A 16203-nucleotide genomic window follows, 5' to 3' on the forward strand; every position below is an offset into this window, starting at 1 on the left:
TAACTTTTTTTATACCTAAACCAATATGAAAAAAATTATATTCTTAATCATTCTATTTTCTAGTATAGCCAGTTTTTCACAAGAACAACTTATGCTGGAAGTTGATCTTCTCTTAAATAATAATGGCAATGGAAAATTGAGAGTTACAAATAGTTCAGGTCAGACTTTGTATGAAAGTTATGGTGTGGTAGACAATTATGGCATAATTCTTAATTTAACTGCAGCTAGTTTTCCTTTAACCCTGGAATGGAGGGCTGGTCTTAATGCGGGATGTACAACTCAATCCTGGACTTATACCTGGAGTGAATATTTTGCTGGAAAAACATTCACAGGAGGTTGTGCTCCGGAATATTTTTATTTAAGATCACCATACATAAATAAGGCAACAGTGCCAGTTGGAGTTTGTGAAACAATTGCAGGGGGAATTTATGTTAGTTATTATAGTACAACTGGTAATTTTCCATGGACCTTGATTAAAGCTCCTTACACTACAGCAGGTATACCGGAACTGGGAGCAAGTTTTAGAGGAGCTTTGCATGTTAAATCTGATATCGATTCATACTATGCAAATCCAAAAGTAACGATGTCTTCAAAAGTAACTACTTTAACTATTATTGGCTGCTCGCCTGAACTTGATGGTCAACCTATACCTGAAAAAACAAAATGCAAATATGAGTCTTCCGGAAGTGCAACTATAAAATTTAAAACAGACCTTAAGGATGGTGATAAATTTCTTTTCAACATCTTTAAAAATGGAGTTTTCGACAAAAGTATCTTCGTAACAAAAGATCAAATTATCAATAAAACATATATCTGGTCAGGTTTAGCTGAAGGATCGTATTATATAAAATACCAAGCCCAAACTACTACTGATAATAATACACTTGTTGGATCTACTGCAATTACAACAGATCCTTTTTCTATCGGAAGTCCTGATCCATTAACTTTTACCATAACACAATTACAACCTAATTGTCATAACCAACAAGGTGCTGTAACAGTTACAGCTTCGGGAGGGACATCTCCTTATTATTATATGATAGATAGTGAAACATTGGCACAAAAACATCCTTTAACATTTGATGCTATTGAATTATCAGAAGGTGATCATAAAGTAAAAGTTGTTGATAGCAATTCTTGTACAGAAAAATAAAAAACCCAAATATTCAAACATAATTATGAAAAAACATTACTTATTATTATTCTTATTGTTCTTTGTGAGTTTATTGGGTTATTCTCAACAAGTTGACAGCAATGGAGCTAAAGCAGTTAAAATTATTAACCCGCCAGCATTAAATGCTATTACAGCAAGCGTTACAAATGCAACGGGAGTAGGATTATCTAATGGAACTATTTCTTTGAATACTATTTCAGGAGGAACACCTCCGTATACCACTAGCTGGTCTAATATTAATAAGCCATTACAATCTGTAAATATAAATGCGCTTGAAGCAGGAACATATAAAGTAAAAGTAGCTGATTCTAAAGGCTGCCCTGTAGAAGCTGATTTTACCGTATATGAGCCAAATTTAATAACAGTCAGTATTAATACGCCAGTTTTAATTACTTGTTCAGGAAACAATGGAAGTTTAACTGCAGTAGCCGCTGGAGGTTATCCTTACGGTGGATCACCAAATTACACATACACCTGGTTTAAATGTGATAATATAAATGGTGATAATCCACAACCCGTTAGTGGTACAGGACCGCAATTAACTACAAAGGCTGGTTTTTATATGGTAAATGTAATGGATAATCAAAATGCCACTATAGCAAAAGCTGTAACGCAGCTAAAAGAAAATACTCAATTAGAAGCTGATGAAAACATTGTTAATGTAAAATGTTTTGGAGATTCAACAGGTTCAATCAAATTAACACCTAAAGGCGGTTCAGGCACTTATACCATAATATGGGAAGATGATGCTACAATAACATCTTTTGAACGCACAGGATTAAGTGCAGACAATTATAGATATACCATTTATGATGCTGCAGTTGCAGGATGTTCTACAGTAAAGAAAACAATTACTGTTAAAGAACCAACTAGTGAGCTAAAAGTCAACAGCGGAATAAAACAGCCTACATTAACAAATAATGATGGCCGAATTATTCTTACTGCATCCGGAGGAATTATTCCTGGGGAAAGCAATACTTATACTTATCAATGGTCAAAAGTGGGAGATCCGCTATTTACTGAAAATGGAAGTCAAAGATTAGATCTGGGAAATGGTACTTATAATATTAACGTTACATCTTCTTCCGGATGCGTTTTGCCAACTATTACGATAACATTAGAAGCATTAAACATAAAGAGCTATACGCAGGAAAACATTAAATGTTATGGTGCTGAAACCGGTTCTTTATCTGTAGAAGTAAGTGGAGGAACAAATGATTTAACAGGTTATAAATACAAATGGTTTAAAAACAGTATAGAAATTTTAGGACAAACAACTAACGCAATAACAGGAATTTCTGCAGGAAGTTATCGAGTAGAAGTCAGTGATGATATCACAATGATTAGTAAAACCTATATTATTACAACTGAGCCTTTAGCACCACTTACAGCAACATCAACATCAACAGATGTTATTTGTTATGGAGAAAGTAATGGAACCATAACGCTTAACATTCAGGGAGGAATTATTCCATACACAGTTGTTTGGAAAAACGCCATTACATTGCAAGCCGCTAACCCTGCACAATTACCTGCAGGAACATATTCTTATGTAATTACGGATAAAAACGGATGTACATTTCCAAGCCCACAGAATATTACAATAAATCAAAATAATGCAATAGCGATAGCAAGTATTGGACAAAAACAGCCTACATTATTTAGTGCCAATGATGGTGAAATTACTATTAATGCAACTGGAGGAACGAGTAACTATACCTATATTCTAAAGAAAAATAATGTTACTACTCAATATTCAGTAAGCCCTGTAACAGGATTAGGAGAAGGTGTTTATGAAGTATCTGTGAAAGATAATAATAACTGTACCACAGCTATTCAGACAATTACACTCAAAGCTTTAGCAGTAACATTCGTTAATAAAGTAGATGTTAGCTGTTATGGAGCAAATACCGGAAGTATAGAAGTTCTTGCGACTGGTGGTACACCAATAACTCCTAATCAATATACTTATAAATGGTATTACAAACAAAAAGCTACAGATACTTATATTTTACTTGCCTCTCAAATTACAAATAAGGCAAACAATTTATATGCTGGATTTTATAAAGTTGTCGTAACGGACAATGCGAGTGTTTCGAGAGAACTTGAAATTGCAGAATTAACTGAAAGGCCTGTTATTACATGCTCATTTATTAAAACCAATGTAAATTGTTTTAATGGCAATGACGGAACAATTACACTTGATATCAAAGGAGGAACAGGAGCTTATACTGTTGTCTGGAAAGATGTAAATGATAATAGTAAAATTGTTGATCCAACTCAATTAACTGCCGGAGATTATACTTTCAGCATTACAGATGCTAACGGATGTTCTTATCCTGCAACTGCTCCTGTTACAATCACACAGCCGTTAAAAGCTTTGGTTATATCTTCTTTTAATAAAACTGAAGCAACTGGCTTTGGTCTGACAAACGGTAGTATCGAAATTGTAGCTTCTGAAGGTACATCTCCATATACTTATCAATGGTACAAAGGAGCTGGTAAAACAATAATCACGGGAAAAACAAATCCATTATTAAATGGAATTGGAGCGGATACTTACACTGTTGTTGTTACAGATAAAAACCTATGTACAACAGAAGCAACTTATACAATTCTTCAGCCAAATAAACTTTTAATTACTGCAATAACTGAGACTGAATCTATTAAATGTTTTGGTTACAAAGAAGCTGTTTTAAAAGCTACAATAACCGGAGGTGCTCCTATTGGAGTTGCTGATGCTTATAAAAATTATATCTATAAATGGTATAATGAACTTAATCCTTCTGTTACAATATCAACTACTAATCCATCAGAAGCTTTAATTGCCGGAAACTATTTCTTAGAAGTCTCAGATGGATTTGGAAACAGTTATACTTCCAATAAAATAATTGTTAACGAACCTACTCCAGTAAAAATTAATTTTACGCAAACAAATGTTTCGTGTAAAAATCAACAAGACGGTTCAATTCATATTACAACAACTGGTGGTACAGGAGCATATACGATTACATGGAGCAAAACTTCAGATGTAGATCCTAATTCTATAAGTAATCTTTTTGCCGGAAATTATTCCGTTACAGTAAGAGATGCTAATAATTGTAGCGCCACTCAGGATTTTGTAATAACCGAACCGGAAGTATTAGCTATAAATAAAGTAGTTAAAACGCCTCCATCAGGCCAGGGAGTAGACGATGCAAGTATTGCAGTAACAGTTCAGGGAGGAACGCCAAATTATAATTTTCAATGGTATGATCAAAATATGAATTTGATCTATACAGATAATAATAAAGCTTCAAATACCAGTATTTATAATATTTATGCAGGACAATATTTTATCAGCGTTACAGATGCGAATGGTTGTTCGATCATAGCAAGAGATTTAGATAAAGTTGATCCTTTGTTTATTGACGTTGTACAAATAAACACAGTACAATGCCATGGTGATGCAACTGCCAGTATAAAAGCACTTACTTCTGGTGGTCTTCCAGGTTATTATTATAAATGGTATAATGTAAATAATCCTTCAGTTGTTGTGGGAACGGCAGAAACTTTAACAAATGCCAAAGCAGGAACCTATTATGTCATAGCAACAGATTCTTTTGATAAATCCATTCAAAGCCAAAATATTATAATTACAGAGCCTACCATATTGACCAATTCTCTTTCTGCAGAATATACGCGTTGTGGAGATGGTAATGATTGGACTATTGTTTCAAATGTTTCGGAAGGTACTGCTCCTTATACTTATTTATGGAATACAGGTGCAAAAACGCCTAACTTAATTGATGTAATTCCAGGAAACTATTCTTTATTAGTAACAGATAAAAACGGATGTAAAATCAGCAAAAGCATAACTATTACAGCTCCCGCACATTTAGATGCTTCAGAAAATATAAAAATTCCAACCTGTTATGCAGGATCAGATGCTACAATTGTTGTAACGACCATTGCAGGAATTGCTCCGTATACTTATTTATGGAATACGGGTGAAACATCAAACACTTTAAGTAATGCTAAAGCAGGAACTTATTCTGTTGAAATTAAAGATGCTAAAGGTTGTATTATTTCAAGAACATATACAATTGTAAATCCACCAAAAGATGTTATAGATCTTGGTGAAGATGTAACATTATGTTTCGATCAGACTTTAACGATGAATGCAACTATAGCCGATAATCAAGCTACTTATGCATGGACATCAGACAAAGGTTTTAAAAGTAATAATGCTATGATTACCGTTTCTGAACCGGCAAATTATACCGTTGTTGTAACTAATAAATTAGGTTGTGAAGCTACAGATACAATCAAGATATCGAGTCAAAATACTGCTATTAGTGCTGAATTTGCTGTTTCATCTCAAGCCTTCTTAAATGAAAAAATCATCATTGTAGACATTAGTAATCCTATTCCTGATACTGTAGAATGGGTTTTACCTGCTGGTGCAACTGTAGTTTCAAAAGATAAAGATTATGCTGAAATAAGTTTTAATGAACTTGGAGAACATGATATTACTATAATTACCAAGAAAGGAAATTGCGTCGCCACTCAAACCAAAACTGTAATGGTTACAGAAGGAGAATATGAAAATCCGGACGATACAGATTCACAGAAAAAATTTGATTTGAAGATTTATCCAAATCCATCTGACGGAAAATTCACTGTAGATGTTACTCTTGATAAAATAATGCCAGGACATATCAAGGTTTATAGTTTAAGTAATAATCAGGTAATAGACTCTAAGTATGAAGAAGGTAAAGACAATTACTCTTTCAACTTTAGCCTTAATGGTCTTCCGTCAGGAGTTTATTTTATTCTGTTTGAATCACAACAAGGCACTAAATTGAGAAAAATAATCATCAAATAAGTTGTGTTTTTCAGAGTAAGTATCAAATTAATAATGAAAATCAATCAGCAGAAAATAACTGCTGATTTGATTCTCATATCATAACAAAGATGATTTTAAAAAGATTAAAATTTAATATAATATTACTTTTTGTAAGTGCATTTGGTTTTTCACAGAACTTTAATGTTCAGGAAGTTGGTAAAGCAAAATTGGTAAATGTTTCAGGAGGAGCATCTGCTAATACAGTATTCTATTCAGGAAATGCAGCCAGAGAACCTTTTAGCTATTTTTTAAACGGAAATATTAATTTTAATATCGCCGGATTATACAATATTCCATTATCGTTTTCATACACCAATCAAAAATTTGGATATGAAAAACCGGTATTAATGAACCGTTTGAGCATACACCCATCTTATAAATGGATAACTGCACATATTGGTGATGTAAGCATGACTTTTTCTCCTTACACTTTAAGCGGGCATCAATTTTCTGGTTTTGGAGTTGACTTAACTCCGCAAGGAAAATTTAAAGTTAGTGCCATGTACGGCCGATTGCTAAAAAATAGCGAATACAATACTGCTTACCCGGATCTTTTACCAACGTATAAAAGATTTGGTTACGGTTTTAAAACAAATTATGCATTAGAGCAAATAACGCTTGGACTTACTTTTTTTAAAGCAAAAGACGAAATAAACTCCATTTCAAATCCGATACTATTTGAATTAGGTGTTTCTCCGAAGGAAAATGCAGCAATAAGTTTTGAAACTAATTTTAAGCTTTTCCAAAAATTACAAGTCTTTACCGAATTTGCGAATAGCAGCATCACCGAAGATACAAGAACAACCGATGGAACTAAAGCAAAAGGAGTTGCAGCTTTGTTTTTGAGTCCAAACAACACAACATCAAGTTATAATGCCTTCAAAGGTCAATTGGTTTATCCAGCCGGAAAAGGTTCCTTAGGATTAGGATATGAACGAATTGATCCAAATTACAGAACATTAGGTGGATATTATTTTAATAATGACTTAGAAAATATTACGGTAAATGCTTCTCAATCTTTATATAAAGACAAAGTTTCTATCTCTGTAAATTTAGGATTGCAAAAAGACAATCTTGACAAACAAAAAGAAAGCCAAATGAAACGTTTAGTATCAGCACTAACCGTTGATTACCGTGCGAATGAAAAACTGAATTTTAATATCAATTATTCTAATTTTCAATCTTATACCAATAGTAGAAATCAATTTGATTATATCAATCAGGTTTCTAATTTCGATTATCTGGATACTTTAAATTTCAGACAAGTCAATCAAAATGCTTCGATTGCAGTAAACTATTTATTGAAGAGTGATAAACGCATAAAAAAATCGATCAACGCTAACTTTTCAATGCAAGATGCCATAAATCAGCAACAAGGAAAAACAATTGCAGGCGGTGCAAGCACTTATTACAACTCCGGTCTTACGTATAGTATTGGATATCCGGAAAGAGATTTGAATATTAATGCAGCCATAAATAACACTTATGGGAAAACTGATAGTGGCAAAAGTTTAATTTTTGGACCAACAATTGGCGCTACAAAATTATTCTTCGATAAAAAATTCACAACCTCTGCTTCTACCAGTTACAATACAAGTTATAACGATGGGGTAAAACAAAACGATATTTTTAATATTAGATTAAACGGTTCTTATATCTATTTGCAAAAACATAATTTCAATATGGGTATTATTTCATTGTTTAGTAATTCATCAACTCAGAAAAACAATGATCTAACTGGAACTTTAACCTACACCTACTCTTTTGATAAAATAAAACTACGTCCTAAAAGAGAGCCGAGAACAGCAGACGATTTAAATTTAAATCCGACTTTGAAAATAAGTTCAAACGGGAAAAATTTTGAAGGTACGCGTGATGAAATTACGACACAGTTAAAAGATATGCAACTGGCTTTAAATCCATTGCCTGCTGAAGATAATACTAATATGGAACATCTGTTAACATTAGCAACTTTAACTCCTAATGAAAAGCAGTTTAAAGAAAAAGTACTGGATTATTTAGAAGCCTATGATTCTGAAGCCGAGACATTAAAAAAATACAACGAATATTTGGCTGAAGCTTCACAAAAGCTGGAAAAAGAAATTTCTACTAAAGATGAAAGTCTTGAAAATTCTTATGTAGCTGCGCTTGGAAGAGTAAACAGTAATCCATTAAATGGTAAAAATGAAGCCGATATTACAGATAAAACAGCTTATAAATCATATTTGAGATTGGTTGAAAGAAGCGATAATAGTCGCAATCAGCTAATGCATCACAGATGGATGATGAAGGAAATTTCGGCCTTGTCTAAAATCCCGGCGACCGAAATTCAGAAAAACCAATATGCAGCTGATTTTAGTAAACAAGAAATAGAAGCAACTTTTAAATTAATAAAAGATAAAAAATCAGCAACTGAAATAGTAGATGCAGTTGAAATAAAAATGATACCATTTTATCATGACCTGGCAGTTAAAAATGCCACAATTGATGATATTGATTTAAAGCACATTCAGAAATAAAAACTGTAGAAAACAAAGTCGGAAGACATCACAAGATATAATACCAAAAATAATGGATAAACCACAATTACCCAAAATGCTAAAAAAACTACACCTACTCTTTTTTCTTGTATGCTCATTAATAGGATTGAGTGGCTACGCACAATCTTTTCCTGTTACCATAAGTACACAAATCACGCAGCCATCTCCTATTTATTTAAGCAATTATGCTGATGCAACTACGATAAATAGTCCAATAAAAATACAATTGGTATTGAACGATTTAACGATTTCAAACCGACAAGTTCGACTGAAATTTTATTTCCAGGGAAATTCTATTTCGTTTTCTTCAAATGATTTTGTTGTAGGTGCAAGACCATTATATCTTGAAGGAGGTTTTCCGCTGCAGCTTAACAATGTTGATTTAGCGCCTTATTTTGAATTTCAAAATATATTAGGTTTAAATCCAAATCAATATGCACAGCCATTACCAGAAGGTATTTATAATTTTTCCGTTGAAGTTTATGATTTTGCTACAAACAAAAAACTGTCTAAGAAAACCAGTGTAACGACAATTATTTTTCAGAATGAACCTCCGTTCTTAAACTTGCCTTTGAATAATGCTTCAATAATGCAGTCAAATATTCAAAACATTATATTCAGCTGGACACCAAGAAGTATCAATGTAAGCAATGTAGAATATGAGTTTTCATTGGTCGAAATTTGGGATAATTATACACCTGTACAAAATGCGTTTGCTTATTCTCCACCTTTATATACAACCACAACAAGAAATACAACATTTCAATATGGCATAAGTCAACCTCAACTTATTCCCGGAAAAAAATACGCCTGGCGAATAAAAGCCAAAGCCATTTTGGGTGCAGAAGAAATTGGTGTTTTTAAAAATAATGGTTATAGCGAAATTTTTTCTTTTAACTATGAAGTCTCTTGTACAGCACCATTATCGATAACAACAACAGGTGTTAGCGAAGATCAGGCAAAAGTAAGCTGGAGCGGTAATATTGATAATTTTGATTATCAGGTTAATTACCGAGAAAAAAATGCAGGTTCAGAATGGTACAAAGTTGTAACTCCCAGAGAATCGATAACTATTAGCAATTTAAAACCAAATGCGACTTACGAATATACAGTAGGAGCTTCCTGTGATGTTGGTAAATATACACATAGTACAGTTCACGAATTTACAACACTAGAAAAAGATGAAATTGCATTTGCCGGTTGTGGAATAAAACCAGATCCAAAAGATTTGGCTAATAAAACACCTTTACCGCAACTTTTTCCGAATGATGTTGTAACGGCCGGAGATTTCCCAATTGTAGTCTTAAAAGCAACAGGAAGCAATGGAAGTTTTACAGGAGAAGGATATGTAACCCTGCCCTTCTTAGAAAAATTCAGAAAACTGATTGATGCCGCTGATGCTCTGGGAGGTGATAAAATTAATCTTGGACAGTTCTCCCGTATCCGAATTACGTTTAATAATATTGGTGTAAATACTGATTTCAAATTAATTTCAGGAGAAATTGTAGCTAGTTACGATCCTAATTGGGGCGGAATGGCTGATTTAGATGGTGTCGTAAATGATGCATTTGGAGATGCGGGTAATGTTGTGAACCATCAATATGATTTATCTATAAAATCTGTAGTAAAAAATCCTGATGGGACTATAACAGTAACAAGTACTACAGGAGTAACTTCGGTACTAGATAAAACGGTAAATGATATTGTTATTACAGATAAAGACGGCAAACAATATGCTGTTCCTGCCAATGCTCCTGCCGGAGATATCAAACAAACAGGACAATTGGCTCCAGGCGGAATTCCAACTTCTAAAAACACAAACGGAATGGGATCTGGTGGCGATGTTGCTGAGATTTCTTCTCCAGATGTCAATGTTATTTTCTCTAAAGGAGATGGAAAATATTCATTTGATACAGCTCCAACAGCCGAAAATGGAAGCTTGACCAAAACCTATCAAACAATTCCGAAAAAAGGCGGCGGTACTTATAAAGTAAATTATAAAGCAATATCAGACAATCCTAACACTGATGTTGTAGTAGCAACGGTTGATTTTAAAAACGGAAAAACGAAGAAGGATCTTGTTTTTAAAACTCAAAACGGTACCGCAATAGACAGTACTCAAATTGTATGGAAAGACAATGTTGCAACACTTACATTGAAAAAGACGTTAGATTTTGCAAAAGAAACAATCCTTGCAACCGTAAGACCAGCAACTCCAAAAGATTCAAAAGAAGCTGCTGGAAAATATGATATTGCGGGTACGATGGATTTGTGGCATTTGACGAATAAAAAGGTAAATGTGACTCTGGTAAGGGTTAATAATGCAACAATTCCAAACGATGCTCAATCTCAGTTAAATGCTATATATGAGCCTGCAGGAGTAACATTTAACGTTAATACAGTAGATGTAACTTTAGACAACACTTGGGGCGAAAGCATTGAAACCAGTGAAAGCGGTTTACTAGCTACTTACACGGCTGAACAACAACAAATAACTGCAAACTTAAAACTAAAATTAGGTGCAGATTATAAAAAAGATACTTATTATGTAATTTATACAGATGCTCCATCAAGTAAATCTAACATCTTAGGTTTCATGCCATTGAAACGTCAATATGGGTTTATTTTTAATAAAGCCAATATCGTTCGCACTTTAGCACACGAATTAGGTCATGGTGTTTTTGGTTTACAGCATCCTTTTACAGAATACAACACTTCCACAACGACTGATTTATTAATGGATTATGGAACTGGAGTTCTATTGAGTCATAATGATTGGCAGGTTCTTCATGCGCCGGGATTGCAGTTGTATCCGTTTATTCAGGGGGATGAAGATGGAGAAAACATTAGAACATATGATAAAATACCATACTCTTTTGTCAATTTAGATAAAGATCCAAAAGATGAAACAAAAGGAACAGTATCATTTGTAACACCTGATGGGCAAATTGTATCTATTCCTAATAATAAATTAATGAGATATGAATTTATATATGGATCAGTAGTTGGAGATGAATCTTCAAAATCATATTATAATAAAACAAAAACAGGTGCTCTGTATAGATTTGAAAAACTCGAAGAAGATGGAAAAACTATACATGAATATGTGTATCAAAAACCTACAGGATATGTAGATCAACAAGATCAAAAAGTTTATAAGGATTTAACTGACTATAATAAAGTTGATGGTTTTATTTATCCTTTATTGAATGAAAATTCAAATTATGCAATATTCAAATTATCATTGCCAATAGGTGAACATCAAAATTTAAGTCAATATAATACTAGTGCAAAAGATATAGCACTTGATGAATTTATCAATAAAATTGCTCCATATTCAACTAAAATTTTAAATAATCTAACAAAAGAAATTAAAGTACCTGCAACTTCATGTCTTTGGTGTTATAGCCAAAACACAAAAAATATGCTTAAGAATCATTTTGGAAAATCTGAGCAATTATGGATAAATAAAATTGCTGAAATGCGAGTTGTATATCCTGACTTTTTCGACAAATTTGCTGATACATATTCAGAGCAATCTGGGGCAGGTGCTACTGCATATGCTGGTTCTATAAAAGATACTTATAAATGGGATGAAAACTTTAGAGTTAATTTAGATGATCATACAGGATGGAGAGGCAAATCAGACACGTATAAATTTATTTATGAATTATATAATAATGCTGATAAACAAAAATATTACGAAAAGTATTTTCAATATTTTGACACATCATTAAATGATCAGGTAAAAGCAAATAATGAATGTCTTAAAGCTTTATTTGACCCAAATGTTGCACTTAAATCTATCAGTGAAGAACAAGTAACCTGTTTAAAACTTGCAACAGAGCTCGAATTTCAAAATTTAAATTCTGAAAGAGCTATAGCATTAGTTAAAATACTAATGCAAAGAAACTTATGGGATGAAGAAGAAGAAAAAATTATAGTTAAAATAATTGGTTATACGAAATTTGATTCAAACACATTAATAGATTTATTAGAAAATGATAAAGTAGTTTTTAGTTGGCCAAATACTAGAGGTGGTTCAGGTCCTGCAACAATTAAAAGAGAATTTCCCCTTTGGTACATTATGTATCTTAAGATAAATGATAGTAATTTAGTAATCTCTGGCGATAACAGAAAATTATTGATGAGTGTGTTTTATCAGCATTTTTTACGATCCGATAAATACAAGAATGGTATAAAGGAAATTGTAAATAAATATAAACTAAAATCTATAAATGAACTTAAAGAATATTTCAAAAAACCTGAAAGTACTCTTACTTATGATTATCAAAATATTTTTGTAAGAGGTTCTGCAGATTTTGCTTCATATCTATCGAGTTCTACGGTTATTGGTCTTTTTTACGACTATGATAAAACAAAACATCAGTTTTTATCAATTGATGCTGAATATGACGAAAAAACAAAAAAAATTCATGTAGAACAGGTTTTAAAAGAAGGTTTATTTAAGAATGAATCATTGGCTGCGAAAGCAAAACTATATTCTCCGTTTGATTTTATATTATATAAGAATTTGTCAAAAGATAATCTGCTTTCAGATTATCCAGAAAATAAAGATAAGGATGGAAAACCTATTGCAATTCCTGTTCCGGCAATTTTATCTCTATACTCAAGTGATGTTGGAGACAGTCAAACACAAGCTGACATTATTCAAACTTCATTTGATGCTTTAACATTGGCAATACCAGGTGGACAATTAACAAAACTTGGAAGAGTTTTATTTTATGCTGACAAAATAAGTTCTGTTGCAAGTATGGCAGGAACCGCGTTTAGAGAACAAAACCCTGAACTTGCAAATTTCTTCAATAAAGCAAGTTTAGTAACTGGTATCGTTTCTGTTGGTGATTTATTATTGCCAAATAATATGTTGAAAATTTCTAATGAAATAGGAGCTATTAATGATGCTAAAAATATTGGTGAGGTTGTTGAGGACACACAATTGAATTATACAGCACTTGATATAAAGAATCAATCTATTGAATTTGCGACAGAAGTTAAAGTTATAAACACTAACAATAATATAAAATTATTAACAAAACCTACTAAGGAACTATCTGCTATACAATTAGAGAAAAATTTAAATGCTTTAAAAGATGCAAAAGCAATTACATCTGCAGAAATAGAATTAGTAAGCAGCGCAATCTTAATACTGAGGTCAGAAAAAGGAGTTAGTGAAACAGGGGATTTGTTAACTTTACTTAAAAAATCTGAATTAAGTACTCTAAACAAAGAAATAAATGCATTAGACGAAACCGCTAAAGCTAAATTTTTTGAAGATTTTGTCAGTGCTGATTTAGCAGCATTAAAAAAAATACAAGATGAAAAATTATTAGTTTATTGGGAAAAATGGGCCTCAAAAGGTATTAAGAGTGTAGATGAATTAGCTACAATTTCAAAAGTTGAAAAACTTAAGAGAGGAACTTTTGAAGCTTTTGAAGCTACTGTTGGTAATGCAGATATGTCGCAAAAAGTAAAAGCATATGAATTATGGGGTAACAAAGATTGGGATGGATTATATAATTATTTCCATGCAGACCCAAAAAACTTAATAAATGGTGGTTGGCCTCCTTTTAACGGATTCATAAAAGTTGATAGTGAAGTTCCCCCAGGTGTTGGAGACTTGTTTGATCGTTTTCAAAATCCAAAAGTTGATAAAGCTGATGGGAAAATTACTGAAGTTACAGAATTAGGAGGTGGTTTTGCAAGTCCAGTAAAACTAGACGAGTATAATAAAATTGATATTCCATATACCTATGATTCAAGAGCCTTATTAGAAGATATACAAGAAGGAATGGTTTATATAAAATTTAGAATGAAAAATGTTGATGGATTGAAGTTTAGCTATGGAGATGCAATACCATGGAAAAATAAAAATGGTGTTTTACAACAAGGACTAGCAAAACAAATACAATCTAATCATAAATTTCATGATGCAACATACTTTATAAAAGGAGCTACTTATGATATAGTACAACGTTCAGTTTTTAGAGGCGGTAAGTGGGTAGATGAAATTGAAGACCTAACTTTCAAAGTAGATAAATTAATGACCAAAATTGATTGCAAATGATATTAATAGAAAAATTTTACTGTGTTCAAACTGAAATTTTTGGCAATGGGTCTGAAAAAATGAAAGAAGGTATAGTTTCTATAAAAACAGAATTGATTAGACCTTCAATTAAATTTCTAAATTCCGATGGAAGTATTATATTTTCTGAAAAAAGAAAAACTCATCGAAAAAAATTGCTAGTAAACCCATTTGTTGATTCAAATGAATATTTTAGTATTCACGAACTATTATTTTTATCCAAAACATATGGATTTGAAATTGAAGAACATGCAATTCATAAAGGATACTTTTTAAGTGTATTAAAAATCAACTCACTATATAATACTCCTGGAGAAATTATCTTAGTTGAAGAAGAGGGGAAAGAATACATATTAATTGAGTTCAATAGATGGAATTCAGAAAATCAACCTCGCGGAGCTGGAGAAGATCAATTAGGGGAAGATATTACATATATAATTGGAATATGGCAGGACCCATTACTAACAGATGCGATAATCGCAAAAATTAAAAATAAAGGATAATGAAAAATACATTCAAATTATATTTAACATTATGGGTTGCGTTATTCACATTCTTAAATGTAAATGCGCAATGTGAAACTATTAGAGGATTCTTTAAAGATGATATGTATACATCTAAAGAACTTGTAACTTTCGCAGAAAAAGATCCGCAAAAAGCATTTGATTCTTGGAAAGTATTATATAACGAAAAAGCAGGTCTTGCAAAAAATATAGAAGAGCTTAATTTAGTTTCAAAGAATTTAGATGAAATTGGTAAAGTTGGTGGGTATTTGAAGTGGAAATCTCTCAAAGAGGTTGAGAAGAGTCTTACAGGAGCCTTAAAATCTACTTACGATGACATTCTTCGATCTGGCGGAAGTGTTGTTGAAAATAATGGAACTCTAAAATTACTAAGCAAAAATGGAGATGAGGTCGCTCAAATCAGTAATGGTAAGATTTTACCAACGAAATATTTTGATGATATTTTACATAGTGGGGCAACACCAATAGGACAACCTGCAAACGGTTATCAAGTATTTAAGAAGGGCGATGATTTAGTTGTGAAGCGTATGCCTGATAAATCGGCATACACAGCAAATGAATTGACAGAACTTCAGCAACATCCAAAAGGTCATACTTTAGAGAGACATGGGTATGATGTAACAGATGAAGCATTAATTAAGCGAGCTAATGAAGGAATCGCTCCAGATGGTTCTTATATTGGAAACAATCCTATAAATCCACCAAAGCCGCCGTATAGTTCAAAATTTGAAACACCTCAGCAATTGCAAAAGGCATTAAATAATACGAGGCCAGGAACGCCTGCATTTAATTCTACACCTATTGTTAATGGACGTAAAACAGTCATACACGAATTAACAGATGGAACTACATACGGTAAAGGTGTCCCTAAAGATGGAACTACATTCCAACAAGCCAAAAAAGTAAGGGCAGGATATGAAGAAGTTAGTCCAAATAATTGGCAATTAGTAACTATGTTTCCAGATTTTTAA

The 16203-nt window shown here is 32.5% G+C and carries 6 protein-coding genes; all 6 read left to right on the forward strand.

The window, feature by feature from the left end; translation table 11 throughout:
* The first annotated feature begins 25 nt into the window (after positions 1-25).
* Positions 26-1153 carry a hypothetical protein gene (locus tag GKZ86_RS09375; protein ID WP_154782854.1) on the forward strand — a complete coding sequence of 376 codons (1128 nt, stop codon included), beginning with the start codon at positions 26-28 and terminating at the stop codon, positions 1151-1153.
* Between the two features lie 25 nt (positions 1154-1178).
* Complete coding sequence (locus GKZ86_RS09380; RefSeq protein ID WP_154782855.1) at positions 1179-6041, forward strand: T9SS type A sorting domain-containing protein; 4863 nt, start codon at positions 1179-1181, stop codon at positions 6039-6041.
* A gap of 89 nt (positions 6042-6130) precedes the next feature.
* Complete coding sequence (locus tag GKZ86_RS09385) at positions 6131-8581, forward strand: hypothetical protein (protein ID WP_154782856.1); 2451 nt, start codon at positions 6131-6133, stop codon at positions 8579-8581.
* A 52-nt stretch (positions 8582-8633) separates the two neighbouring features.
* Entirely contained in the window at positions 8634-14690 is a 6057-nt protein-coding gene (locus tag GKZ86_RS09390) for a fibronectin type III domain-containing protein (protein ID WP_154782857.1), read from the forward strand.
* Positions 14687-15211 carry a hypothetical protein gene (locus tag GKZ86_RS09395; protein ID WP_154782858.1) on the forward strand — a complete coding sequence of 175 codons (525 nt, stop codon included), beginning with the start codon at positions 14687-14689 and terminating at the stop codon, positions 15209-15211. The genes GKZ86_RS09390 and GKZ86_RS09395 overlap by 4 nt, the downstream gene beginning before the upstream one ends.
* Positions 15211-16203 carry a hypothetical protein gene (locus GKZ86_RS09400; protein ID WP_154782859.1) on the forward strand — a complete coding sequence of 331 codons (993 nt, stop codon included), beginning with the start codon at positions 15211-15213 and terminating at the stop codon, positions 16201-16203. Before GKZ86_RS09395 ends, GKZ86_RS09400 begins: the two co-directional genes overlap by 1 nt.

The sequence above is a fragment of the Flavobacterium sp. LC2016-13 genome, from assembly GCF_009707955.1.
In the GTDB taxonomy this organism is placed as follows: domain Bacteria; phylum Bacteroidota; class Bacteroidia; order Flavobacteriales; family Flavobacteriaceae; genus Flavobacterium.

What these genes read in the sequence shown, in the direction of transcription:
- GKZ86_RS09385 (WP_154782856.1), top strand. Translation starts at nt 6,131, where the DNA reads ATGATTTTAAAAAGATTAAAATTTAATATAATATTACTTTTTGTAAGT.
- GKZ86_RS09395 (WP_154782858.1), top strand. Translation starts at nt 14,687, where the DNA reads ATGATATTAATAGAAAAATTTTACTGTGTTCAAACTGAAATTTTTGGC.
- GKZ86_RS09375 (WP_154782854.1), top strand. Translation starts at nt 26, where the DNA reads ATGAAAAAAATTATATTCTTAATCATTCTATTTTCTAGTATAGCCAGT.
- GKZ86_RS09390 (WP_154782857.1), top strand. Translation starts at nt 8,634, where the DNA reads ATGGATAAACCACAATTACCCAAAATGCTAAAAAAACTACACCTACTC.
- GKZ86_RS09400 (WP_154782859.1), top strand. Translation starts at nt 15,211, where the DNA reads ATGAAAAATACATTCAAATTATATTTAACATTATGGGTTGCGTTATTC.
- GKZ86_RS09380 (WP_154782855.1), top strand. Translation starts at nt 1,179, where the DNA reads ATGAAAAAACATTACTTATTATTATTCTTATTGTTCTTTGTGAGTTTA.